This is a genomic window from Calditrichota bacterium (assembly GCA_013151735.1).
Lineage (GTDB): Bacteria > Zhuqueibacterota > JdFR-76 > JdFR-76 > BMS3Abin05 > BMS3Abin05.
In genome coordinates this window covers 11,597-36,577 of record JAADHR010000066.1, presented here as the reverse complement: position 1 = coordinate 36,577, position 24,981 = coordinate 11,597, and the positions used below count along the sequence as shown (strand labels likewise).

18 protein-coding genes are annotated in these 24,981 nt (G+C 47.9%); 9 read left to right on the top strand and 9 right to left on the bottom strand.

Annotated features, from left to right (window positions below; genetic code table 11):
- Position 1 precedes the first annotated feature (1 nt).
- The 3 genes from GXO76_04695 to GXO76_04685 all read left to right on the top strand — a co-directional run bounded on the left by GXO76_04695 (position 2) and on the right by GXO76_04685 (position 4,160).
- Complete coding sequence (locus tag GXO76_04695; protein NOY77148.1) at positions 2-568, top strand: nitroreductase family protein; 567 nt, start codon at positions 2-4, stop codon at positions 566-568.
- Between the two features lie 106 nt (positions 569-674).
- Positions 675-1,943 (top strand): hypothetical protein, encoded by a 1,269-nt coding sequence (locus tag GXO76_04690; protein ID NOY77147.1) that lies wholly within the window; start codon positions 675-677, stop codon positions 1,941-1,943.
- Positions 1,944-3,278: 1,335 nt separating this feature from the next.
- Complete coding sequence (locus GXO76_04685) at positions 3,279-4,160, top strand: hypothetical protein (protein ID NOY77146.1); 882 nt, start codon at positions 3,279-3,281, stop codon at positions 4,158-4,160.
- 95 nt (positions 4,161-4,255) lie between these two features.
- Here the strand turns inward: GXO76_04685 and GXO76_04680 are convergent, their stop codons facing one another.
- Positions 4,256-4,684, bottom strand: coding sequence for an Rrf2 family transcriptional regulator (locus tag GXO76_04680; GenBank protein NOY77145.1), 429 nt, complete (start codon positions 4,682-4,684; stop codon positions 4,256-4,258).
- 299 nt (positions 4,685-4,983) lie between these two features.
- On the opposite strand from GXO76_04680, the gene GXO76_04675 reads away from it, so the two are divergent.
- Positions 4,984-7,056 carry a CBS domain-containing protein gene (locus GXO76_04675; GenBank protein ID NOY77144.1) on the top strand — a complete coding sequence of 691 codons (2,073 nt, stop codon included), beginning with the start codon at positions 4,984-4,986 and terminating at the stop codon, positions 7,054-7,056.
- A 99-nt stretch (positions 7,057-7,155) separates the two neighbouring features.
- Entirely contained in the window at positions 7,156-8,961 is a 1,806-nt protein-coding gene (locus GXO76_04670; protein ID NOY77143.1) for a chloride channel protein, read from the top strand.
- Positions 8,962-8,999: 38 nt separating this feature from the next.
- Here the strand turns inward: GXO76_04670 and GXO76_04665 are convergent, their stop codons facing one another.
- Positions 9,000-9,527, bottom strand: coding sequence for a metallophosphoesterase (locus tag GXO76_04665; protein ID NOY77142.1), 528 nt, complete (start codon positions 9,525-9,527; stop codon positions 9,000-9,002).
- Entirely contained in the window at positions 9,524-10,645 is a 1,122-nt protein-coding gene (locus GXO76_04660) for an aminopeptidase (GenBank protein ID NOY77141.1), read from the bottom strand. Before GXO76_04660 ends, GXO76_04665 begins: the two co-directional genes overlap by 4 nt.
- Before the next feature lie 177 nt (positions 10,646-10,822).
- Here GXO76_04660 and lepA point away from each other — a divergent pair, with 177 nt between their 5' ends.
- The 3 genes from lepA (at position 10,823) to hemW (ending at position 14,707) form a co-directional block, all read left to right on the top strand.
- Positions 10,823-12,622: an elongation factor 4 gene (lepA, locus tag GXO76_04655; GenBank protein NOY77140.1), complete on the top strand. Its 1,800-nt coding sequence runs from the start codon at positions 10,823-10,825 to the stop codon at positions 12,620-12,622.
- A 119-nt stretch (positions 12,623-12,741) separates the two neighbouring features.
- Complete coding sequence (gene lepB / locus GXO76_04650) at positions 12,742-13,467, top strand: signal peptidase I (GenBank protein NOY77139.1); 726 nt, start codon at positions 12,742-12,744, stop codon at positions 13,465-13,467.
- 88 nt (positions 13,468-13,555) lie between these two features.
- Positions 13,556-14,707 (top strand): radical SAM family heme chaperone HemW, encoded by a 1,152-nt coding sequence (hemW, locus tag GXO76_04645; protein ID NOY77138.1) that lies wholly within the window; start codon positions 13,556-13,558, stop codon positions 14,705-14,707.
- Positions 14,708-14,715: 8 nt separating this feature from the next.
- Here hemW and GXO76_04640 read toward each other — a convergent pair whose 3' ends face one another.
- The 6 genes from GXO76_04640 to GXO76_04615 all read right to left on the bottom strand — a co-directional run bounded on the left by GXO76_04640 (position 14,716) and on the right by GXO76_04615 (position 21,365).
- Entirely contained in the window at positions 14,716-15,543 is an 828-nt protein-coding gene (locus GXO76_04640; protein NOY77137.1) for a glycosyltransferase family 9 protein, read from the bottom strand.
- A complete protein-coding gene (locus GXO76_04635; protein NOY77136.1) occupies positions 15,540-16,067 on the bottom strand; it encodes a macro domain-containing protein in 528 nt (175 codons plus the stop codon). Before GXO76_04635 ends, GXO76_04640 begins: the two co-directional genes overlap by 4 nt.
- A gap of 26 nt (positions 16,068-16,093) precedes the next feature.
- Positions 16,094-17,098 carry an HD domain-containing protein gene (locus GXO76_04630; protein ID NOY77135.1) on the bottom strand — a complete coding sequence of 335 codons (1,005 nt, stop codon included), beginning with the start codon at positions 17,096-17,098 and terminating at the stop codon, positions 16,094-16,096.
- A gap of 551 nt (positions 17,099-17,649) precedes the next feature.
- Positions 17,650-20,061: a penicillin acylase family protein gene (locus tag GXO76_04625; GenBank protein ID NOY77134.1), complete on the bottom strand. Its 2,412-nt coding sequence runs from the start codon at positions 20,059-20,061 to the stop codon at positions 17,650-17,652.
- A 7-nt stretch (positions 20,062-20,068) separates the two neighbouring features.
- Positions 20,069-20,602, bottom strand: coding sequence for a hypothetical protein (locus tag GXO76_04620; GenBank protein ID NOY77133.1), 534 nt, complete (start codon positions 20,600-20,602; stop codon positions 20,069-20,071).
- 7 nt (positions 20,603-20,609) lie between these two features.
- A complete protein-coding gene (locus GXO76_04615; GenBank protein ID NOY77132.1) occupies positions 20,610-21,365 on the bottom strand; it encodes a YjbH domain-containing protein in 756 nt (251 codons plus the stop codon).
- An 819-nt stretch (positions 21,366-22,184) separates the two neighbouring features.
- On the opposite strand from GXO76_04615, the gene GXO76_04610 reads away from it, so the two are divergent.
- Complete coding sequence (locus GXO76_04610) at positions 22,185-24,911, top strand: UPF0182 family protein (protein NOY77131.1); 2,727 nt, start codon at positions 22,185-22,187, stop codon at positions 24,909-24,911.
- Positions 24,912-24,981 lie beyond the last annotated feature (70 nt).

Sequence of the window (24,981 nt, the reverse complement as noted above, 5' to 3'; positions counted from 1 at the left end):
AATGAGCGAATTCTGGGATGTGGTTCAAAAGAGACGCACACGCCGACACTTTCTTCAACAGGATATTCCTCTGAAAACCATGTTGAAATTGCTGGATGTTTTCAGATACGCCCCGTCCGGAGCCAACCGCCAACCGTGGAAGGTCATTCTGGTCAGAGACGAATCCACGCGGAAAGAAATCCGCCGGATTGCGGAGGATGCCGAAAACGATTTTCACAGGCGTGCCCCCGATTGGATGAAGGCCTTTTTCCAGGAACAGGGCATTGGGCCGCAAAAGCCTTTCCTGACAGATGCACCCTATCTGGTGTGTGTTTTCGGCCTGAAAAAATCGCCCTATTACAAGGAGTCCCTCTGGATCGCCGTGGGCTGGTTTTTGTTGGCCGTTACGAATGCGCAGCTTGGAACCGTTCCCTACACACCGTCCCGAAAACGCGCCATTTCCCAGGTACTAGAGGTGGATTTGGAATGGGATTTGCAGGTTATTTTACCGGTCGGTTTTCCCGATCCTGACGAATTTATAGCGCAGCGCCCAAAACGGGGTGTGGAAAGCTTCCTGTCGCTAAAATAGAAAAAATCAAAACTATTTGGAACATTTATTCTTTTTTGCTTGTAAATAATAATAGGTGATTTATCCCCAGATTTCAATATCCCCCTTTTCAGGGAAGGAGGCGCGTATGAATAAAATCTCAAAAAAATTGTTTATTCTTGGCCTGACCCTTTTTGTTGGAAGCTTCCTGGGTGGCTGTTACACACAGTTGCAGAATTATTCCGCAACAGAGGAATCGTACACGGCCTCCAAGAGTGACCAGGGCACATACCAGAATTCCGGGCAATCCTATTCCGAGCAGCAGGAAAATCCGGCCGAAACCGACACTGTTTACGTCGACGATAATCAGCAGGAAACCGAATACGACAATCAACAATCGAATAATCAACAGCCGGGAACAACCAACATTTACAATTACTATGCTCCCACTTACCCTTATGGTCCGCCCTATTGGCCGAACACCTGGTATGGGGATTGGTATTTCGACTATCCCTATTACCCCCCTTACTACAACGGATTCTATTTTTCGGTCACATTTGGTTCTCCCTATTATTACGATCCGTTCTTGTGGGATTGGCGCTATTCAACCCCATTTTACCGTTGGAGCCTGGCCCCCTGGTATAATCCGTATCGCTACTACTGGTACGACGGATGGGGCGGTGGCGTAGATTGGTGGTGGTACTCAACGTACACGTATGAACAACGTGAGCTCAGAAGCCGGCCATTCAAGCGCCGGGAGGGGTTGGATTCCGGACGCCGGGGAGGCCTCATTGATGCTCCGGTTGTGGCCGGTGGAGGAGCGAGTGGAGGTCTTTCAGCCGGATTCAACAAACCCGTGCACCGACCGGATCGGCGTCGAAACGGACTGGAGCCCAATCCTGTTCGCGTTCGGAAACAGGCCCCTGCAGGTACTCAATACCCATCGGACGCCGTTCGTATTGAAAAAACCAAACGAACTGAAAGAACAGAGATTACACGTATCAGAAAGGCGAAGCGCTACAACAAAAACGGGGAACGCATTCTGGTTCGGCATCCGAAACGCACACGCAAAACCGCGATTCAAGCGGAAAAACGATCCCGAAAAATTTACGTCAGGCGGTCAGAGGCGCGTCGGACAAAACGCCCGGCCATAAATCGATCCCGAAGCATCCGAAAACCCGCACACGACAGCCGTATTCGCGTAATCAGACGGTCGAACTCTTCTCATTCATCTGCTTCGTCCACGCGGATGCGCGTGTACCGGCCGCCGGTGAGACATTCAGAGCCGGTAATTCGCAGACGCAGCAGCTCATCCAGCCGCCCCAGCTACTCGCGTCCGGCGCCCAGAAGTCGTCCGGCTGCGCCGGCCCCGCGGTCTTCTTCATCCAAGAGTCGGTCAACTCGCGAGCGGAAATAGGAAAAGGACAAACCAGAAACGAACAGCGGAGGAATTTATGTGGACACGCGTCTTTCGAATAAATCTTGCTTTCACACTCCTATTTGGAATTTGGATCGGGACTAGTTCTGCCCAGGACATTGTTCCCCTGCAGGGACAGGAATTTGGGGTAGGCGCCCGGGCACTTGGCATGGGAGGTGCTTTTATCGGGGTGGCTGATGACTATTCGGCTACTCACTGGAATCCTGCCGGGCTGGGATTGATCAAAAAGATCGAATGGTACGGGTCTTTGTCCCGGTACGGCCTGGTCAATAAGGTTACCCTGGGTCCCATCACCACCACAGATAAGGGCCATTTTTCCCGATTAAATGCGGGGGGCGTTGTTTTTCCCATCCCTACCTATCGGGGGAGTTTGGTTTTTGCCGTGGGCTACAACCGAACCCAGAACTTTGACGGCGTCTTTAATTCCAAGGAATTCATTAATACACCCGGCGATTCCGTGTACGATATCGGAGATGAACTGGAATCAGGCTATCTGGGCTACTGGACCATTTCCGGAGCCGTGCAGCTCTCACCCAATTTTTATGTAGGGGGTGCGGTTAACTTTTGGCGCGGCGACGACAACTACAATTGGAATTACTACGAATGGGACGCCCTGGACCTCTGGACATTTAATACGAACACCCTGGCACACGATCAGATTCACACAAAATTCAGCGGAACGAATCTGAAACTGGCCGGCTTGTTTACACTCGGTCATTTTCTGAATATTGGCGGTACCATTTCTACCCCCCTCACGATTCTTGCGAAAGAAGACTGGTACCATCAGAATCACCGGATTGTTTTTGACGACGGAACCATTCAGGAGGACCCGGTGGATCGGGGATACTACGAATACAAGATTCAACGGCCGTACCGCTTTTCCGGGGGTGTGGCACTTAAACTCCCGTTGCTGATTCTCTCCGGTGATGCCGAATACAACGACTGGTCGCAAATTCGTTTTAAATCCCCCGACAGCCTCGTTGCTCAAAATGAAAATCTGATGAAAACCTATCGTGAAACCGTCAGGCTTCGCGGGGGAGCGGAATTGACCATTCCGTTTACCGGTTTAAAACTGCGCGGAGGCTACATGGTTTACCCGCAGCCTTACGCAACAGGCAGTGCGTATACAAACAGGCAATTTCTCACCGCAGGCTTTGGTTTTATTATTGATCGCCAATACACGTTTGATTTTGCCTGGGTTCATGGCTGGTGGAAGCACACAACAAGCAAATACGTGGAAAACATTACCGCGGATAAAGTGCTTTTCACAGCGGCTTTTAGATTTTAGAACCTTAGAATTTGGAGTGGAAGAAAATGAACAATCGAAAACTTCTTCCTGGGCTGGGGATGGTGATCCTTTTGGGCGTTTTTCTGCTTACGGGCTGTTACACGCGTCCCAAAGGATTCCATGAAATCTTTGCAAAAAAAGACGTCACGCATATTGGTATTATTGAACACGCTCCGGCTGCAAACAGTGCATTTGCAAACTACCATTTCCTTGGGCCGGGGTGGGCCAACTCACTCGACATGTTTTCACCCTATTGGGATGAATCGTTTTACGGGATGTCCAATTATTACTATCTGCTGGCAATGGGATACGGAACACCTTATTCCCTTGCCGGCTACGGATTTTCACCCTATGGGTGGTACAATCCTTATTTTGGATGGTACACGCCCTTTGATTTTTTCGCCTTTCAAAATTTGAATGGCGAGAAAATCGTGTTCAAAGAACCCGTCTGGGGAGCCTCGCCCAATCGGCGGGCATCGGGAAACCGTCCATCAAAATCACGCATTCGCAAGCAGACTCGAACGCAAACCATTCCAATGGCTGCTGAAGATTTCATCCATCCGGAAGTGGAATGGGAAACCGTCTCGATAAAACATCAAACCGTCCGGGACGCCCTCCCTGCCAAAAGGGGTGCGCTTTCCATGCGCGTAAAGCCGATGAAGGTGTTTATCAATGATGTGATTCCCGACATTAAAACCCCGCCCCTGGTTCCCAGAAGTCCGTTTCTGTATGAGCGGACAAGAGCCTCCCGGCAGACCGGCACTCTTTTGGAATCACCGGCGACAGAATCCTCATTTCCGAGCTATTCCCGGGTTATCGGGCGCCGAACGGGATTTTCATCCTATTCCCGGTCGAGAAGCTCATCTCACTCCTCATCCGCACGGGTTCGAAAAAATAACAAACGCTGATTTCTTTAACAAAAAGAAGGGTTGTCAAAAAAATGACAACCCTTCTTTCATTTTAAAATCCCAAACCGCCTTCTCCGATCGGGGCGGTTTCTTTTTTAATTCACGGCCACGGATAATCCGTTAAAAAGAAACTGCCGCAACGTGGTTCCTTGCAGCAGGGCCAACATCTGGTCATTCAACTTCAATAATTGATCGCGAATGGAACAGACCTCGGCTTTTTTACAATGTTTACTGTCCGGAATAGCACATTCAATCAATCCGGCAGGGCCTTCCAGAATTTCGATCAGTCGAAGCAGGGTAATTTCGTCGATTGGGGTGCTCAAACTGTAGCCCCCTTTTGCTCCCTGAACGGAGCGAACGATTTTTTCACGCTTGAGGGATTGCAAAATTTTGGCTAACAAATCCCGGGGAATTTGGTGGCTCTCTGAAATCTCCCGCACCGTAGTTACATTTACACCTGAGTTCAGGGCAATTTCTTTCAGAGCAATTAATGCATATTCCGTTTTTTTCGATAAACGAAGCATATCATCCTCACTTTTATGCGACCGCTTTTGTCCTATTTTAAAATAGAATAATTCCTTTAAAAATGCCAAGAAAAATCGGCTCCGTACCGTAAAGGGGCTTTATCTGCTATTATTTTCATCACGTTCCGGGAGAATTTTATAGCGTACAAAATACTAAAATTAGTGAAATTAGTGATTCCTGAATTTCGTACTTGAAAATTTCAATTAAATTCTGTATATTTAAATTTTTAAAAATCATAGAAATGAGAGAATGTTTTCCTTAGCCATTTTGTCAAATTAAATTACGAGACCGGGTTGATATGCAAACATCTCAGCAACAGGATATCTACGATTCTGATAACGTTCTCCGTGTGTTGACCAACATTCTTGATAAGCTCAAGAGTGCCGAACATACCTTTATGGTTCTTCTCGCCGTTGTAATCGGACTCATTACGGGGTATGGAGCTCTCGGCTTACGATATTTGATTCACCTGATTCAGATCATTTCCACAGGACACGCCCATTACGCTCTGGAGATGGTGGCCAATCTGCCGTGGTACCAAAAATTGCTTATGCCCGCGATTGGCGGTCTCATTGTCGGTCCTATTGTTACATTTTTTTCGCAGGAAGTAAAGGGTCACGGGGTACCTGAGGTGATGGAGAGCATCATTCTCAGAAACGGCATGATTCGCCCGCGGGTGGTTCTGGCAAAGATCATTGCCAGCTCTATTTGTATCGGTTCGGGAGGCTCCTCCGGTCGTGAAGGCCCGATCGTTCAAATCGGGTCCGCCATCGGGTCCACCATCGGGCAGTGGTTTCAGCTCTCGCCGGAAAAATTGCGAACTCTGGTGGCAGCGGGTGCAGCGGGTGGAATTGCCGCCGCTTTTAATGCACCGGTGGCAGGGGCTCTTTTTGCAATTGAAATTATTTTCGGCGATTTCGGCGTTATGCAATTCAGCCCCATTGTTATTGCTTCCGTTACGTCCACCGTGGTTTCGCGTCACTATCTGGGAGACTTTCCTGCATTTATCGTACCCAAATATTCTCTGGTTTCACCGTGGGAACTCTTTTTCTACGCCGGAATGGGACTGCTTGCCGGGATTGCCGGGCTTATTTTCATTAAGTCCCTTTATTCACTGGAGGACTACTTCGATCGCTGGAAATTTCCCGATTTCACCAAACCCGCTATCGGGGGCCTCCTGGTCGGTGGCATGGGGATCTTTTATCCGGCGATTTACGGCGTGGGCTATGCGGGCATCAACGAAGCTCTCACCGGCACCATGTCCTGGGAATTTCTGCTCATTTTGCTCTTACTCAAGATTATCGCCACGTCCTTCACACTGGGCTCGGGGGGATCGGGAGGCATTTTTGCACCTTCCCTTTTTATGGGGGCCATGCTGGGAGGGGCCGTGGGTACCGTGGTTCACCAGATTTTCCCCGGAATGACTGCGACATCGGGCGCCTATTCGATGGTTGGAATGGGTGCCTTTGTTGGAGCGGTCACGCATGCCCCCATTACTTCCATTATCATAATTTTTGAAATGACAAACGATTACACCATTATTCTGCCCCTAATGATCGCCACCATTATTTCCGTTACCTTTACAACCCGAATCCAGCCCGAATCCATTTACACACTAAAACTGGTTCGGCGCGGCATCAACCTGTTTAAAGGGAAAGAGATCAACGTCCTAAAATCCTTAACGGTGGATGATGTGTGTAAATCGGATTGTGACAAATTGCTGCCCAACACCTCTTTTCGGCAGATTATTCCGCTTGTCATGAACAGCGACCATGAAATATTCTACGTGGTTGACAAAGACGATCACTTCATCAGCTACGTCACGCTGAAAAGTATTCGAACGATTCTGGATGATCCGTCTGCCCTGAATAATGTTATCGTGGCTTATGATCTGATTGAACCGAATCCAAAATTTGTCACGCCGGGAACCAATCTGGATACGGTTATGAAAATCTTCGGGCAGTTACGCATTGGCGAATTACCGGTTGTGGATCCCAAGCAAAACAATCGGCTGGTGGGGTATCTGTCCCGGCAGGATGTGATTGATGCCTATAATAAGGAACTGGCCCGGCGCGAACTGACGCTCGGACTGGAACGGGCCTATTCCTCTCTGGCGGTGTCCGATCTTACAAAAGTGGTTGACGACTATTTTATGATTGAAATCCCTGCTCCCCACCGGTTTGTGGGAAAAAGCCTGCGGCAGTTGAATTTGCGCAACAATTATCGGGTTCAAATTCTGTTAATCAAACGTATCGAAGAAAATGAAGAAGAGAAACGCATTGCCCCCGACGCAGACTACACCATTAACGAAAAGGACGTTCTGGTTTTAATGGGCAGCCGCAAGGATCTGATGCGAATTCGAAATTTGTAACCGATTCAAAATTCTAATTGAAAAAAACAAATGGATTTCGTACTTTTGTAAAAATGGACAAACACTAGATCTTTTGGGAACAGGAAAGCATATCAGGAAATGGCCATTCAACTGGGAAAACTGAAAACCACCCTTCACGAAATAATTTCGTTTCAAAAACGATTTGGAGCGCTTTATTTTCGAACGGACATTTCCCGATATGTTATTCACGTTATTATTTCGATGATATTGGGCGTGCTGGCAGGTCTGGGATCTCTGGTTTTTCACTATTTATTGGAACAGACACGCCAATTTTTTGAACCCCGACATTTTACGGCATTTTTCCATGTAAGCCTGTACTTCATCATTTTTGTTCCCGTGCTTGGCGGAATTCTGACAGCCACCCTGACACGCCTCTTTCCGGATGTAGCCCGCGAAAGGGGGGTGGTTAGTGTGATCCGCGCTATTATTGTCAATAATGGAATCATTCCTCTAAAAGTTACGCTTTTCCATTTTCTTAGCTCAGTCATTTCAATTGGAACCGGTGCGCCGTTGGGCCCGGAAGGCCCGGTGGCAAAGATTGGAAGCGGCATCGGCTCTTATATGTCACAGATTTTTAATTTTGATCGAAATGATATGATGATGTACACGGCTGCCGGCGGGGGCGCCGCAATAGCCGCTGTTTTCAATGCCCCGATTACGGGGGTGTTTTTTGGAATCGAAGTGATTCTGCTGAACGATCTCAAAAACAGAGCTCTCAGCTCACTCATTATTGCCTCGGTTTTTGCCGATGTGGTTTCCCGGGCTACGCTTGGAAACAACCGCATCTTCCATATACCCAGTTATGAATTGGGCTCCATGGACGACTATTTGTTTTTCCTTTTGCTGGGAGTGGTGGCCGGTTTGTTATCCATCTTTTACGTGTGGTTTAAGGGGTGGTCAAAAGATGTCTTTAGCAAAAAATTTCACACAAAGAATGTTTTCCTGAAAATAATACCCGTTTCTCTCGTCTTCGGCATTATTCTGATCCATTATTACCAATTGTTTGGAATTGGATACGAAACCTTGAACGATGTCTTCAATAATCGCATTTCCTTTTTTGATGTGACCATGCTGTTGATTCTTCAGGTTCTTTTTCTGGCCCTATTTTTGGCGGCCGGGGCGTATGGTGGAACATTTACACCGTCCATGAGCATTGGGGCCTTCCTGGGGTCCTCTTTTGCAACCACTATGAATCTTATTTTTCACACCACACTTGACCCCATAACGTTCGCTCTGGTGGGAATGGGCGGGGTTTTGGCCGGATTTAATTCGATTCCGTTAACGGCCATCATGTTGGTTTTCGAGGTCACAAACGATTACAAATTTATTTTGCCCCTGATGCTGGTATCGGTCATTTCATATCTGGTGACCATCTACTACACAAAAATGAATGTGCACAGTCTTGAGCTGTTGCACATGGGGATTGATGTAACCAAACGCGGTGAGATGGACCTTCTTTCCAAGATCAAAGTCAAGGAATTGATGAAAAGCGATTTCGATCAGGTCAATCATAACATGACCTTTCGGGAACTTCTGAAGGTGCTTTTAAATGCCAAATACGGGGATGTATTTGTTGTGGACAACAACAATAAACTGCTTGGAATTATTTCATTAAAAGATGTGCGGGAAGCGCTGGTGGATACCGAGTTGGTCGATTTACTCATTGCAAGAGACCTCACCATGCCTGTTCCCACTATTCTGGAGAATGATCCTGTTTCGCTGGCGATTCGGAAAATTGAAAAATACAATATTGAAAACATTCCCGTTGTTAAGTCAGAAAGCGACCGCGAGATTGTGGGAATTCTGACGCATCACGACATTATTCAGGCCTACAACAAGCTCATCCGGGATTGGGAAACCAACGAATATTTAATCAATTATTAAGGCAAACCGAAAATTCACCCGTACCCGGGATGCCTGGCCTAAATGTCATCTTCATCAAACCAGTAGTCGTTGATTTCAACCTTACGAAGTTTGAGGTCATGTATTTTCAAAATCTTCCCGGCATGCACATCCACCACAATCGCGTAGTTGCACTCCCGATTTTGACGCGGGTCAGCGGCTCCGGGGTTAATGAGCCACACATTCCCTTCTTTTTTGATGGTCTTTTCATGGGTGTGACCAAACACAATAACATCTACATGATCCTTTGCGAAATAGGGAATGAGCTGGTCATAAATCGATGTCCGCTCAAATCGGTCCCCGTGAACCATTCCAAAACGCACGCCCTCGAATGTTTCAATTCGCTTTCGCGGAAGCATCCGGGCCGTCCCGAAAAAATCCACATTTCCCCGAACCGCATAAACCGGGGCAATGGCCTCCAGCTCAATTAAAACATCTTCGTTACCAATATCTCCTGCATGAAGAATGGCCTGAACACCTTCAAATTGCCTGAAAATATCCGGGCACAGGCCTCCGTGTGTATCCGAAATAATTCCGATTTTTGTCATTGTGCCGCCAGATTTTCAGGATTCAGCCCCTGCAAATCGTCAGGGACAAACCGGCCGTCCTTTCGAATCAGCTCCCCGTCGAAGTAGATTTCGCCTCCGCCATATTCCGGTGTCTGGATGCACACCAGGTCCCAGTGTATTTCCGACCGGTTTCCGTTATCGGCTTCTTCGTAAGCGGCGCCCGGCGTAAAGTGAAAAGATCCGGCAATCTTCTCGTCAAAGAGGGTGTCTTTCATCGGACGGGTAATCTTGGGATTGACCCCCAGCGCGAATTCCCCGATATAGCGGGCTCCTTCATCGGAATCCAGAAGCTCATTGATTTTTTCCGTATGATTGGCTTCTGCCTTTACAATTTTCCCGTTTTTGAATTCAAAACGAATGTTTTCAAAAACAAATCCGTGGTAGAGGGAGGGCGTGTTGTATGAAAGAACGCCGTTCACCGAGTCCCTGACCGGTGCCGTGAACAGTTCGCCATCGGGGAGATTCGCCGTACCGTCTCCCTTGAGTACGGGAATGCCTTTTTTTGAAAACTGCAAATCCGTTCCGGGGCCCACAATGTGTACCCGATCGACTGTTTCCATTCGCTTTTTCAGCGGATCCATGGCCCGGGACATTTTCTCGTAATCGACCGTGCACACATCAAAATAAAAATCCTCAAAGGCCTCCGTGCTCATTCCGGCCTGCTGAGCCATAGCGGGTGTGGGGTAACGCATCACCACCCAGCGTGTTTTGGGAACGCGAATGTCCAGGTGAACCGGCTTTAGCCAGAATTTCTGGTAAAGCTTCATTTTGTCATCCGGAACATCCGAGAATTCGGTACTGTTTTCGGATCCGCGGATCCCGACGTAGGCATCCATTTTTTCCATGCGGAACGCTTCAATTTCTCCGATAAGCTTCATACTGTCTTCCGTTGCCTGGCGGAACACTTCGCGCAAAACCCGGTTGCTCCGCCAGGAAACCAGTGGAATTGCCCCCTTTTCCACGGCCTTTCGAAAAACGGCAAGCGTGAGCGCCTCAGGGCCGTCAAACGCTTCGATCAGCACCTTGTCACCCGGTTTCAATTTCAGGGAATAATCCACAATAATGGATGCAAACCGATCAATCCGGGGATCCTTCATGTCCAACTCCTTTGCCGGTGAGGGTTAATAATTTTCTTAGAATATAAGATTTTTTTCATTTGTCTGCAAAGAATTTTGTTTCCATTGATTTTACTGGCCATTTCCACAAAAAGTGTTGAATTGGCGCTGATAAATGATTATATTTTTTAGCTGAATTTGAATGAATTTGAAGAGGTTATGAGCCAAGCACATATTCGAAATTTTTCTATTATTGCCCACATCGACCACGGGAAATCCACCCTGGCTGACCGGTTACTGGAAGTCACTCACACACTGTCCTCCCGGCAGATGATGAATCAGGTTCTGGACAACATGGATTTGGAGCGGGAAAAGGGAATCACCATTAAAGCCCATGCCATTACCATGCATTACCAGGCCAAAAACAAACAGGCCTACATCCTGAATCTCATCGACACACCCGGACACGTGGATTTTTCGTATGAGGTTTCCCGAAGCCTCGCCGCCTGTGAGGGGGCACTCCTGGTGGTCGACGCCTCTCAGGGCATTGAGGCTCAGACCATGAGCAACCTGTACCAGGCTCTTGAACACAATCTGGTCATTATCCCCATCATTAATAAAATCGATCTGCCCAGCGCCCGTCCGGAAGAAATCAAGCAACAGATTTTGGACCTGTTGGGCGGAAGTCCCGACGACATTTTGCTGGCTTCGGCAAAAGAGGGCCTTGGCATTGAGCCGATTCTGGAGAAGATCGTCCAAGAAATTCCACCCCCCAGCGGCGATCCCGACGCGCCGCTGAGAGCCCTTATTTTCGACTCTGCCTTCGACAGCTACCGCGGTGCCGTGGCCTACGTCCGGGTAGTCGACGGGAAAATATGCGCCGGGGATTCGATTCGATTTTTTTCCACTCAAAAAGAATTTGAAGTTCAGGAGGTGGGAGTCCTTCGGCTTAAGAGAATTCCGCAAAAATGCCTGAATACCGGGGAAGTCGGCTACGTGATTGCCGGGGTGAAAGAAGTTGCCGATACAAAAGTCGGGGATACCATTATGACGGCCAACCGGCCGGCCAAAGAACCGCTGCCGGGTTACAAAGAAGCCAAACCCATGGTTTTCAGCGGAATTTACCCTTCCAACAGTGACGATTACGAAGAATTAAAGGAAGCCCTTGAAAAGCTTCGTCTGAACGATGCGTCCCTGCGATTTGAACCCGAAACATCTGCGGCCCTGGGATTCGGATTTCGCTGCGGATTTTTGGGTCTGCTTCACATGGAGATCAGTCAGGAACGCCTGGAGCGCGAGTACGGAATTAACATTATCACCACTGTGCCCAACGTGGAATACCGGGTGATTACCCGTGACGGTACGGTCCTGACGGTAGACAATCCCTCGGATTTCCCGGATGCCGGAGACATTGAACGCGTGGAAGAGCCCTACATCGACGCCTCCATTATTACACCCAGTGAATATATTGGCGCCATCATGAAACTTACACTGGACCGGCGGGGTATCTATCGCAACACCACCTATCTGGACACCAAACGGGTCAATCTGCAATATTATCTGCCTCTGGCCGAAATTATTTTCGATTTTTACGACAAACTAAAATCCATTTCCAGGGGATATGCCTCCTTCGATTATGATTTCTGGCAATTCAAAGAGGGAAAACTCGTTAAATTGAATATTCTCGTAAACGGGGAACCGGTGGATGCCCTTTCCTCCATTGTACACCGGGATAAAGCCTACGATTGGGGACGGCGGCTCATCACAAAATTGCGAAAACTTATTCCCCGTCAGCTTTTTGAGGTCGTGCTTCAGGCATCGATCGGATCGAAAATAATTGCCCGGGAAACCATCAAACCGCTCCGCAAAAATGTAACCGCCAAGTGTTACGGAGGCGATATTTCGCGGAAGCGAAAACTGCTGGAGAAACAAAAAGAGGGAAAACGGCGCATGAAACAGGTGGGCAGCGTCGAAATACCCCAGGAGGCCTTTTTGGCCATTCTGCAAATGGAAGATTAAAAAACCGATTTGAATGGGAACGAATCGATATTAAGCGAGTTTTATTTTATATTTAGACACGCCCAAAAGATGGGTTCGTAAAACAGACTAATTACAAATCTCAGGAACGGTGAAAGCGAATGGATTGGAAATCAATTTTAGGGTTGAAAAAAAAGGAAAAAAAGAAGAAAAAAAGCGTTGTACGGGAATACGTGGACTCCCTCATCTGGGCACTTGTGGCCGCACTGATTTTGCGCACATTTGTCGTGCAGGCCTTTCGCATTCCGACCGGATCAATGGAAGATACGCTCCTGGTGGGTGATTTTCTGCTGGTTAACAAATTTGAATATGGCGTCCGCACGCCGGACACCATTCCCCTAACGGGGATTAAAATTCCCTGGACCCGGCTGCCCGCCATCCGGAATCCCCGGCCGCACGATGTGGTTGTATTCAAGTATCCCCGAAACCCAAAACTGGACTACATCAAGCGGTGTATTGCCACCGGTGGTGACACCGTTCAGGTCATTCAGAAAAAGGTGTACGTAAACGGAAAGCCTTTTAAGGACCCGCCGCACGTAAAATACACCAATTATTATATTCCGCCCGGTCAAATCGAATACGGGATTTACCCGCCCGGGGCGGGAAATCGGGACAATTACGGCCCGGTGGTTGTTCCCCCCAACAGTTATTTTATGATGGGTGACAATCGGGATAACAGCTCGGACAGCCGCTATTGGGGGTTTTTGCCCCACGACAACGTACTGGGCGAAGCGCTGATTATTTACTGGTCGTGGGACAAAACCATTCCCATGTATCGGTTTTTTAAGAAGGTGCGTTGGAACCGCATCGGAATGCTTATTAAATGATCGGATTTTCTCTATTTTTTTAATACGAAGTTAACCACTGGATTCTGCGGGCCGGCACGCTTTTGCCGGCCCCCTGGTTTTCGCTCCTATGAAACCCCTTAGTCTTTACATCCACATTCCTTTTTGCGAACGAAAATGTCCTTACTGCGACTTTTACTCGCTCACGGGTTCCGCCGGTCTGCAGCGGCAATTTGTTCGTGCCCTTTTGATTGAAATAGACCGTGTTTCCGCACATTTTTCCGAAACACCCCCTCTTGTAGAAACCCTCTTTTTCGGCGGAGGCACCCCGTCGCTTTTGCCGACGGATGCGTTGGAAGACATTTTCCGGAGCCTCCGCAGCCGTTTCCAACTTGCACCCGCTGCCGAAATCACCATTGAGGCCAATCCCGGAACGGTGGATCAGGGTAAATTTGAGGCCTATTTTTCAATGGGATTTAATCGGATCAGTCTGGGTGTTCAGTCCTTTCGCGACGAGGAACTCCGGCAGCTGGGACGGATTCACACCGCGGCCGAAGCAGAAACGGCCATTCAATCCGCCCGAAAAGCCGGATTCAGCAACATCAGTCTGGACCTGATTTTTGGGATTCCCGGGCAAACCTTGAGTCATTGGCAGGAAAATTTGGAGAAGGTTCTTCGCTGGCAGCCGGCTCATATTTCGACGTACAATCTCATCTACGAAGCCAACACCCCCTTTGGCCGGGCGCGGGAAACCGGCACAATCAAACCGCTGGACGAACAGATCGAATGGGACATGTACCGTTTGACCGTTGAAACCCTCCAGGCCAACGGGTACAGCCAGTACGAAATCTCCAATTTTTCCCTTCCCGGAAAGGCCTGCCGCCACAACCAGAATTACTGGAACGGAACCGCTTATCTGGGGATGGGCCCGTCGGCTCACTCATTTCAGGGGAAAAAGCGCTGGTGGAATGTACGCGACGTCACGGCCTATATTTCACGTTTGCAGGAGAAAAAACTTCCGATTGACGGGCAGGAATCGTTATCCTCCCAACAACGAAAAATGGAGTTTATTTTTTTATCCCTTCGGCAAAAGCGGGGACTCTCGTTGTCAGCTTATCGTGATCAATTTGGAACGAATTTTTTGGAAGAGTTTTCGCATTCTATCGACATCATTCGCAAAACGGAAGAAAAAACAGGACCGCTTCTCGTGTTGCAAAACGACCGCCTCTTTTTCACGACCAAAGGATTCTGGCTGAGCGACAGCCTCTTTGAATGGTTCTAATCCCCCGGCTACACTATCACACTTCTTAACCGGGTACCCAACGGCCGCCAGATTGTCGGATCGGTCGTGCGGAAAAAAACAAGCCCCCTTTTATTCAACACCCCCGCCAGGTGAGACACACCCGAATCATTTCCGAGATAAAAATCCGCCGAGGCCATTCGCTTGATCAGATCATCAAAACCGGGAGAATCGCAGATCGAAAACTCGGATGGCGGAGCCATTTTTTTAAATTCCTGCCGGACATCCGCATCGGCCGGACCAAATAAAAATAGGACCTCTCCCCCGGTTTTTTGTTTCCATTTTTGGGCGGAGACCAAAAACCGGTCAATCGGCGCATTCTTTGCCGGGCTGCCGCTCCCCGGATGCACCAAAAGCACGGGTCTGTAATTCGGCCGATTATCCGGTTCGTTTTTCAGATAAAATGAGGTGACGTTACGGGCGGGCAGATTCAGAAACGATTGAACGGTCTGGTACAAATACTGCGCATGATGTACAGGAGGGTGGGGATCCGGCCGGGGGTCAAGCACTTTCAGAGGAATATCGGAGCAATTTACATTGAGATTGGAAACCCAAAAGACAACGGCGTCAAATGAGCGAAAAAAACTCAGAAGCCTCTCGGGACAGTTCTTTCCCCCAAACAGCGGCAAAAACCGGCGATCGTCGATGGAGTAAACCCGATCGATCAGCCCCAGCAGGGGCAGCAGCCGGATTTGGGGCACACTTCCCACGCATTCAATGGCTGCGTCAGCATTCTGCTCGCGAAGCGCCTGAAACACGGGAGCAGCCAGGAGAAGATCTCCCAGCGCTCCCGGATAAATAAACAGAAATCGTTTCACCCGGCGTTTTCCGCGCGACTCATTTCATCCTTAAATATCCGGTAACTGTAATCATCAAACAAAACAAACACAATTCTCTTAAGGTGGCGTGCGGTTTTTAGAAATTTGCGGGCTTCATCGATCATAATTTCCGCGGCCTTATCCATGGGAAACCCGCCCACACCGGTACCGATGGCCGGAAATGCAATGGATTCCAGGGCCTTTTCTTCAGCCAGCCGGAGACTGTTGATGGTGGCTTCTCTGATTTTCGATGCATCCGTGCGCAAATCCTGCCCCATTCCGGCGGCATGGATCACATATTTTGCTTTCAAGTTCCCGCCGCTGGTGATAACGGCCTGTCCCACCTCAACAGGCCCCTGGCGCATGGCCTCGTCTTCGATTATCTGGCCGCCCCGCCTCTTGATTGCACCGGCCACACCGGCTCCCATCCAGAGGTGATTATTGGCGGCGTTCACAATGGCATCCGTGTCCATATCGGTAATGTCACCCTTAATGACGTCGATACGTTTGTCTTGTTCAGCCATTGTCTGTCTCCTTCACGTGTTAAAAATTAGTGCGTTTCTTCATCCGATTCTCCGAAATAAATGAAACGATTCAACAAATTCACATAATTGCTCCATTTTTTGTCGGGCTGCATTTCCCCTTTAATAATTCGGCTAAACGCATCGGCCTTCGAGTCCATTTCATCAGCATGGTACAGAACAATTGCCTCAATCGTCATTGGAACAACGGGAGATCCCTGCTCCAGTTCTCCCTGGTGACTCAAAATCACATGCAAGAGTTTTTTCTTCAGCTCAGGCGGGAAGTCCTGAATACGGTCGATTTCCTTTTCCACCCGGTTGGCACCCAAAACAATGTGTCCCAGAAGCCGTCCTTCGTCGGTGTAGTCAATAAATCCGGCACGCGTTTGGTAGCTCTCCACCTTTCCGATATCGTGCAGCAGGGCACCGGAAAGCAACAAATCTTTTGAAATTAAGGGATACTGCTCGCCGGCTTTCAGGCAAATTTCCGCAACACCGATGGTGTGTTCCATCAGCCCGCCAATTCGATTGTGGTGCCAGAGTTTTCCGCCGGGTGCCCGGCAGTAGGCATCCCAAAACGCGGGGTCATCAAAAATGCGGTGCAACAGGTCTGAAAGAAAGGGGGATGTTACCAGGGCCAGCAATTCCCGGAATCTCTTTTCAAGTTCATTGAGATCTTTGGGGTTTTCGGGAAGAAAGAGTTCCGGGCGGATCCCGTCTTCGGGTCGGATTTTCCGAATACGGTCAATGTGGAATGAAAGGCCCTGGTTGTAGTCGATAATCGTACCCTGCGCCTTAACGATATCGCCCACATGGAAATCATCGCTGTATTGAGCCACGTGTTCCCACAGCACCGCTGAGATTCGTCCGGACGAATCCCCCAATTCCAGCGCAAGATAGGGCGAACCATCGGATTTTTTCGTTCGCAGCTCCTTTTTCCGGATGACAAAGAAGGCTACAATCCTGTCTCCGGATTGAAACTGTTTAATCCGCTTGGAATCCATTGTAACCGAATCCTCGTGCAGAGGCACCATTTTCGAGTTTTTTAAAACGATTGATTGAAAAGACCGTTTATTAAAACAGCCCTCTATTTGTACCCCCAAAAACCCCCTCAAAAAACCACTTTAGCCGGCATTATTCATAAAGTTTCGCCACCAAGCCCTTACGTCACAACGGTTATACCAATTAAAATAATTAGCTATTTGAAACTCAGTTTCTTTTGTATATTTTCCTTTTTCAATGAATATTTATTTGAAAGCTTCGAAAAAATCAAGATTTCTGACACAGGCAATGGCTTGTAACAAAATAAGATCACAATTTGTGATAAAAATCAAGTTACCATTAATACGGAGTCGCTTTACAATCAATTGAAAAATAGGTTTTTATGTAAGATTTTCTGTTATTGACCCTCCCCCCTTCCCCCTCACTTAAATAAGGGAGGGGGAGCGAGGGGGTGGGTTGAAAAAAAGTAAATAATAAAATCCGACTTTTTCAAAGCTTTCTCTTTATCTTTTTGTTCATTATACCCTTGTGTCTTCGTGACTTTGTGGCTAATGAATGATTCAGGTTCGATGATGGAACATGTTCAATTTGCTTCAGCCGGCACCAGAACCAGTTTTTTACCCTCCTCCTGAACCTGCTTGATATCCGATTTGCAGTCCATGTAGAGTCCATTCACCCACATTTCCGCCTGATCCCTGAAATGGCGGCTTAGCGGATGCTCCACTTCTCCCGGAGGCAGAACCATTTTTGTTCGGGTCAAATCTGTAAAATCCACAATCATGCGCATGGATGGCCCCACCCAGCAATCGTAGGGATTCGTCAATTTATACCGCGCATTGTTCACGGTAGTCAGACCGCCGCCCAAAGGAAAGGGCCCCACATTCAAAATTCTTCCCAACATCGATTCGCCGCCCAGAACATGCCGAAATGTCATGTGATGCAGGCGGTCCCAGCGCCATTTAACCGGGTTCGATCCCAATCTCCCGGACAGCTCACGAACCGCCTCGTGCAGACTGCGCAGGATTTGGTCCTCTTTGGTTTCAATTTTTTCAGGCGTGCGGACATCATCAAACCAGCGGCTTCGGGGTTTGGACAAAAACCGCTGCAAATCCTGAATGGGAATTCCGGCAAATTCCACAAAAGAGGCGTAAAGCTTTTTGCCCAACTCATCCTGAAAGGTGTTTCGCAAAAGGTGGTTTATGAAGACCTGAAAAATAGCTGCTGCGGTGCTTTCCCCCCTCATGGCACAATCCCACCCCTTCAGATATTTGTAAACTGTTTTCAGGGTATCATCGCGCGTTTTCTGCCGATCCAGAACCGCAAGCACCTCTTTCGTCACATCCCGTGCAAAGGGAGAAAGAACATCCAGTTGAATCGTTTCAAAATCAACCTCCGAAAGTTTGTCCTTGGCGGTAAGAAGCTCGCGAATCCGTTGAATGCGCGCCGGAGGCTCCCACAAATTGGAAATGTAATACGGGTATCCGGCCGGAGCGACCCGATTATTGGCCGAAGCTACAAACCCTTCCGGCGGATTGATGACATGGGGAAGCTGATCAAAAGGAATAAATCCGCTCCAATCGGTGGCGGTGGTGGCTCCGTTAAGCGGAAACGTACCGGTGAACCCCTTGCGCACGGGAATGGCCCCGGTGCACCAATAGCCGATATTTCCTCCGTCATCTGCAAAAACAATATTTTGGGCAGGTGATCGGTACAATCGAAGGGCCTGGACGAAGTCCTTCCAATTGGAGGCCCGGTTCATTTTGTAAATCGCATCCGTCTCATCGGAAATCGTGTAGCCGGTCCATTTCAGGCTCACCACTTTACCGGATGTTTTCATCAGTTTGTGCACGTCGGTTACAACCGGTCCGTGGCGGGTTTTGAACCGTTCGAACCGGTAGACCTTTCCACTTCTGGACACAACCGAATCCTGAAAAACCTCCATTTTCTTCCATTTCCCATCCACCCGGTAACGCGTGGAATCGCTCCGATCCACGGTTTCAACATAAAAATCGGCATCATCGGCCATAACATTGGTGAAGCCCCAGGCCAGATGCGTATTATGCCCGATAATGATTCCGGGAGAGCCGACGAGGGAAAAACCCGTTACGTCGACGCCCGGCGCAACCAGCTGCATGGCATACCAGACCGAGGGATTGGCCAGAGGAAGGTGCGGATCGTTTGCCAGAAGGGGTTTCCCTGTTTTTGATTTCTTCCCGGACACCACCCAATTATTGCTGCCGGAAAAGGTTCCGGGACTATTCAGAAAGGCCCGAAGCTCTGTATTTGCTTTTTTGAATGAATTCAACTGACCGGCCAGTCTGAGATCTTTTTCTGACAGAATGGTTGGCCAGGATGGCAGATAATTGGAGAAAAGCTCCTTGGCCCGATTGACACCCAGTTTTTGCCGGACTTCCCCGGCCGTCCACTCCACGAACCAGGACAAACTGAGCTCCCAGGACATGAGCCGCCCATAGGCCAGCACATCGGCAGGCGTCCAGAGATGGGGTTTCCAATTCAAGAGCACAAACTCGACCGGGTACTTTCCCCTGGCATAATGAATAAATTGGTTAATACCATCTGTATAGGCCGACAAAACGGCTTTCGACTTTTCCGATGCCCGATTAAAGAGTTTTTTTCCGGTCTGATAAAATTCCATGGTCCTCATCAAGCGATCCACATGGCGGCTGGTGTCGCCCAGCATGGTGGAGAGCTCGCCCCGAACGGCGAGGCGAATCATCTCAAGCTGCCACAGACGATCCTGGGCCGTTACAAATCCGGCAGCCATGTACAAATCGTGGTCGTTTTTTGCCATAATGTGCGGAATGCCGTACGAATCGCGGTACACCTGGACGGGAGACTGGAGACCGGAAAGGGTAATTTGCCCCTTTTCCTTGGTCATGGATTTTTTCAGCATACGATAACTCAAAAGAGTGGAAATCGTGATAAACACCAAAAAAAGGACGAGAACAGCCAACAGAATTTTCTTGATTGTCATCGAAGTCTCACTCTTTCTTTTTCTTTCGAATGCGTGTTTGCTGAGACGATTTTTTCGGCGAAGAATCGATTCCTTCCCGCTTCTTCGCCCCGGGAGAAGAAATGGAATTTGCAGATGTTCCGGCATTTCCGCCGGATGTGGCTGAAAGTCCCAGCCCGCTGTTTGGACTACTCGGGACGGCAGCCGGTGTATAGGCATCGAGCCCTCTGCGGCGCCCCCGGAGATTTACAGGAATGACTTCAGCGGATGAATCGGAGGACAGGGTGTAGCGCTCTTCCAGAAAGCGATCGCGCAGCCACCACGGATAATTGTAATAGTAATTCCAGCTGGTCAGATGAGGATTCGTGTAAGGGGCCTCCATTTCGTAGGGGTTTTTATACCAATACTCAGCCGATTGGGCGTGACAGGCCGTGCATCGATCCGTGTGGGTAATTTCGGATGAAAGGTATGTTTCCCGTTCAACAACCGGATGCTGCAGAACCGTAAAACAGCCATTCAGTGTAAGAATCGCCGCCAAAAGGAAAATAATTCTGCCCGACACAACCGGGTTAAAAATGTTCCTGATAAACAATTTTGATTTCTCGATTGGCATAAGGGATGTTTTTCTTGTTTTCTAAGATGTTTTTTAGCGCGAATTCCACATAAAGCTGTTTGGCAAAAATCCAGCGGAACCCGGCATTTAAATACCCCTTCCCGGAACCCAGGGAATTGTTGTCGTTATCGTTGATTGCAAAATCGTACTCGGCAATGAGCCACAAATCGGGATTCAGGCTTTTCATCACCCCCGCAAAGAAATTCAAGTCGGTATCTCCGTCCCCCTTTTCAAGGCTGTAATTCGCCCCGCCGTGAAAACTTAAGTCCCCCAAAAACGCATAATTTTTACTGGCCACCACAAAAAACCCGCGTGATTTAATCGCGTACCGACTTTCTTTTTTCAAATAGGGGCCGTACCCCTGAGAATTAAATCCGACCGTAACGGCCGGCAGGGCGACCGTTTCGTCTACAATCCGGTAGCGCAAATGAATCCCCGGACTGGGATTCCAGTGAATATCCCCCTCACCGATAATGTTCTCCCCCCCGAAGGAAATACCGAACATGGCCCGGGAAGACAACCCGACCGAAACATGCCCCAGAACGCCTCCATTCGGGTAAAGCCGCAGACCGACTTCATAACTTCCCCTGTCCAGCGTGCCGGCTGTGGGCGTATCGATGAGCATTACAGGCTGCATTTGTTGACCGAAGATGGTTCCCGCCAACAAAAGAACGAAAACTCCGGTTCCAAAACCCATCCTTAAATTAATCATCGTATTTGCTACCTTACATTAGGCTGATTCATTTTTGCGTGAATTTATTTGTTTAAAATTACAAGAAATCCCCGTGAATGTCAAGTGAAAACTGGCCGTCAGTCTGATCTTTGTGAATACCTGGTCTTAAATAAAATCCGAGTCACACCATGCAGAAAAATCCCGGTCAAAGGGCTGTCCTCATTCAAGCAAATAATTCCAGTAAAATACGGAATTTACTTAAAACCAAAAAACCGCTTGCTTTTACTCTCGAGACCGTTTATCTTTATATAAAATGCCGGACTTTCTTTTCTTCAAGGAATTGGACTTTCATCAGAATGGAGGTGTTTCGTGTCTGTTAGCAAAAGCAAACAGAAGAGGGAACGCATCAAACGCCGCCAAAAGTTACGGATAAAAAAGAAACGCGCAAAGCAAAAGAAAAAGGCGTAATCATTTTCTCAAGAATAAAGAGTAAGGAGAAATCCCGCCCGGTTTTATGGCGGGCGTGTTTCTTTCTAATTTCCGAAAAAACTCTTTACGTCAATCTGCCCAATTCATGTCATTTGTACTCCGATTACGAACAGCGGATTCATGTTGCCTTCACGAATCTGATCAAAAACAAACCGGTTAACATGTAGTTTTGGCACTTAATTGAGAAGTCTGTTCAAAAAAGAATTATTCTGAACCGGCAAAACTGTTCTTTGTCTTTGCTGGTTTAAATCGTATACAATTCCAGTTATGAATCATCACAACGGCAGAACGCACATGCCATGCGGTTTTATTCCATTGGAAATCAGATTCATAATTAACATATGATAAAATTTTTCGGGAGGTCTCATTATGAAATCGAAGTCTCTGATTGCGGTTTTAATATCCGTTACGATTGCCGCGCTCATTTTTCTGGCCCTTTTTGCCAAATACTACGGGGATTGGCTGTGGTTTAAAAATCTCGGCTATGCCAGTGTTTTTATGACCATGTTCTGGGCAAAAATTGGTGCATTCCTTTTGTTTTTTGTTATTTTCGCCTTGTTTGCCTGGCTCAACATTGCCATTGCCCGAAAACTGGGAAAGCATACCCGCTCCATGCAGCTGGTCGCGCCGGATCAACCCCTTCCCTCTCTTGACAGTCTTTTCAAGGAAAAATACGCCAAATATGCCTGGGGTGCGATTATTCTATTTTTTTCCATTATTATGGGTTTGGGCGCCGTGAGTTCATGGGAAACATTCCTGAAATTTTTGCATTCCACCAGTTTCGGTATTTCCGATCCGATTTTTTCAAAGGATGTTGGATTCTATATTTTTAAACTTCCCCTGTATAAATTTATTCAGGGCTGGTACCTGTACATGCTTTTTCTTGTCTTCATGGGAGTTGGACTGTCCTACTACTTTGATCAGTCCATCAGTCTGATTGAAAATCGATTTTATATTTACCCAAAGGCAAAATACCACTTGGCCGTTTTGGGCGGATTTTTCTTCCTGGGAATTGCCGTGGTCTACCGCCTGAAATTATACAGCATGCTTTATTCAACACGTGGCGTAGCCTACGGAGCCAGTTATACCGATGTTCATGCACAAATTCCGGGCTATTGGATTTTACTGGTCCTGACCCTCATTGCTGCGCTTTTCCTCTTTTTGACTCCGATGATCAAAAAATGGAAATGGGTAACCATCACCTTCGGAGCGTACTTCCTTCTTCTCATTGGACTTCTGTGGATCTATCCGGGGCTCATTCAACAGTACGTTGTTAGACCGAATGAACTTGCCAAAGAAAAACCCTATATTGAAAGCAATATCTCTTTTACACGTTTGGCCTACGGTTTGAATAAAGTGGAAGAAAAAATTTTCCCGGCTGACCAGGGGATCACATATAAGGACATCCAAAACAACGACAACACCATCCGGAATATCCGGCTATGGGATCGGCGTCCGTTAATTCAAACCTACAAACAATTGCAGGAAATTCGATTGTACTATGATTTTAAGAATGTCGACGTGGACCGCTATCAATTTGATAAATATACCGAGGTTGCTCTTGCCGCCCGGGAGCTTCCACCGTCACAAATTCCGAGCCGGGCGCGAACCTGGGTCAATATACATTTGATCTACACACATGGTTTTGGCGCCGTCATGAGTCCGGTGAATAAAGTTACCCCAAATGGAATGCCCGATTTTATTATCAAAAACATTCCGTCCCAGTCTTCCGTTTCTCTGAAAATTCGCACGCCGCAGATCTACTACGGCGAAGAAACGGACGAATATGCTCTGGTTAACACCAAAACGAAGGAGTTTGACTATCCCAAAGGAAATGAAAACGTTTACACCTCCTACAGCGGAAATGGTGGCGTCAGAATCTCCAGTTTACTCAGACGGGCTGTTTACGCGTGGAATTTTTCAGATATTAAGATCCTTTTAACAAGCTCTCTGACCAAAGAAAGCCGAATTATTTTCAATCGGATCATCACCAATCGCGACCAGACGATTGCTCCCTTTTTGGCCTACGATTCCGATCCCTACCTGGTTATCGGTGACGACGGAAAACTCTACTGGATTCACGATGCCTACACGACCAGCAATATGTTTCCCTATTCGGAACCCGTTTCCCAGCTTAATGCGCAAAGAGGCCTCAATTATATCCGCAACTCGGTAAAGGTTGTAATCGACGCCTACAATGGTGATGTAACCTACTACGTCATTGACCCCAAGGATCCGCTCATTCAAACGTACAAGAAGATCTTTCCAAAGCTTTTCCGGCCGTTTGCCGACATGCCCGATTTTTTAAAGAAGCATATTCGTTATCCGTCCGATATTTTCCTCATTCAGACCCAAATCTACAATACATACCACATGACGGATCCGCAGGTATTTTATAATCGGGAAGATTACTGGAACATTCCCACGGAAATCTATCAGGAAAACAAACAACTTATGTTCCCCTATTATATTATCATGAAATTGCCCGATCATTCATCCGAAGAATTCATCCTGATGCTTCCCTTAACCCCTTCCAAAAAGGACAACATGGTCGCCTGGATGTGTGCCCAATGCGATGCCCCGAATTACGGAAAAATGATTGTGTATGCCCTGCCAAAAGAAAAGCTTATTTACGGTCCCATGCAAATTGAGGCCCGCATCAATCAGAAACCGGACATCTCCTCCGAGCTGACACTCTGGGGTCAAAAAGGGTCCAGAGTCATTCGGGGTAATCTGCTGGTGATTCCCATCGAAAAGTCCTTTATTTATGTGGAGCCGGTCTACCTGCAATCGGAACAAAGTCAAATGCCGGAACTCAAACGCGTTATCGTGGCGTTTAATCAACAACTGCAGATGCGAACCACGCTGGATCAGGCCCTACAGGCCGTCTTTCTTGGCGAAAATATTTCTCCTGCTCAAACAAAAAACATCCTTCAGGGCAGGCAGCCCATAGCGGCACTTTCGAGCAAGGCCCAGCAAGCATTGGACATCTACAACCGGGCCGTTGGCTATTTAAAACAGGGGAATTGGGCCGCGTACGGACAGGAACTGAATCAATTAAAACAAATTCTTAAAGATATGGCTCAGAAAAAGTAGAAGCCGCAGATTTCACAAATTCGCTTTAAAAAAGAGGCGCTCATCCGGGCGCTTCTTTTTTTTGCAGCCT

Excerpts from the sequence above, each read along its gene's own strand:
- GXO76_04695 (NOY77148.1), top strand. The coding sequence starts at position 2 with ATGAGCGAATTCTGGGATGTGGTTCAAAAGAGACGCACACGCCGACAC.
- GXO76_04690 (NOY77147.1), top strand. The coding sequence starts at position 675 with ATGAATAAAATCTCAAAAAAATTGTTTATTCTTGGCCTGACCCTTTTT.
- GXO76_04685 (NOY77146.1), top strand. The coding sequence starts at position 3,279 with ATGAACAATCGAAAACTTCTTCCTGGGCTGGGGATGGTGATCCTTTTG.
- GXO76_04680 (NOY77145.1), bottom strand. The coding sequence starts at position 4,684 with ATGCTTCGTTTATCGAAAAAAACGGAATATGCATTAATTGCTCTGAAA.
- GXO76_04675 (NOY77144.1), top strand. The coding sequence starts at position 4,984 with ATGCAAACATCTCAGCAACAGGATATCTACGATTCTGATAACGTTCTC.
- GXO76_04670 (NOY77143.1), top strand. The coding sequence starts at position 7,156 with ATGGCCATTCAACTGGGAAAACTGAAAACCACCCTTCACGAAATAATT.
- GXO76_04665 (NOY77142.1), bottom strand. The coding sequence starts at position 9,527 with ATGACAAAAATCGGAATTATTTCGGATACACACGGAGGCCTGTGCCCG.
- GXO76_04660 (NOY77141.1), bottom strand. The coding sequence starts at position 10,645 with ATGAAGGATCCCCGGATTGATCGGTTTGCATCCATTATTGTGGATTAT.
- lepA (NOY77140.1), top strand. The coding sequence starts at position 10,823 with ATGAGCCAAGCACATATTCGAAATTTTTCTATTATTGCCCACATCGAC.
- lepB (NOY77139.1), top strand. The coding sequence starts at position 12,742 with ATGGATTGGAAATCAATTTTAGGGTTGAAAAAAAAGGAAAAAAAGAAG.
- hemW (NOY77138.1), top strand. The coding sequence starts at position 13,556 with ATGAAACCCCTTAGTCTTTACATCCACATTCCTTTTTGCGAACGAAAA.
- GXO76_04635 (NOY77136.1), bottom strand. The coding sequence starts at position 16,067 with ATGGCTGAACAAGACAAACGTATCGACGTCATTAAGGGTGACATTACC.
- GXO76_04630 (NOY77135.1), bottom strand. The coding sequence starts at position 17,098 with ATGGTGCCTCTGCACGAGGATTCGGTTACAATGGATTCCAAGCGGATT.
- GXO76_04625 (NOY77134.1), bottom strand. The coding sequence starts at position 20,061 with ATGACAATCAAGAAAATTCTGTTGGCTGTTCTCGTCCTTTTTTTGGTG.
- GXO76_04615 (NOY77132.1), bottom strand. The coding sequence starts at position 21,365 with ATGATTAATTTAAGGATGGGTTTTGGAACCGGAGTTTTCGTTCTTTTG.
- GXO76_04610 (NOY77131.1), top strand. The coding sequence starts at position 22,185 with ATGAAATCGAAGTCTCTGATTGCGGTTTTAATATCCGTTACGATTGCC.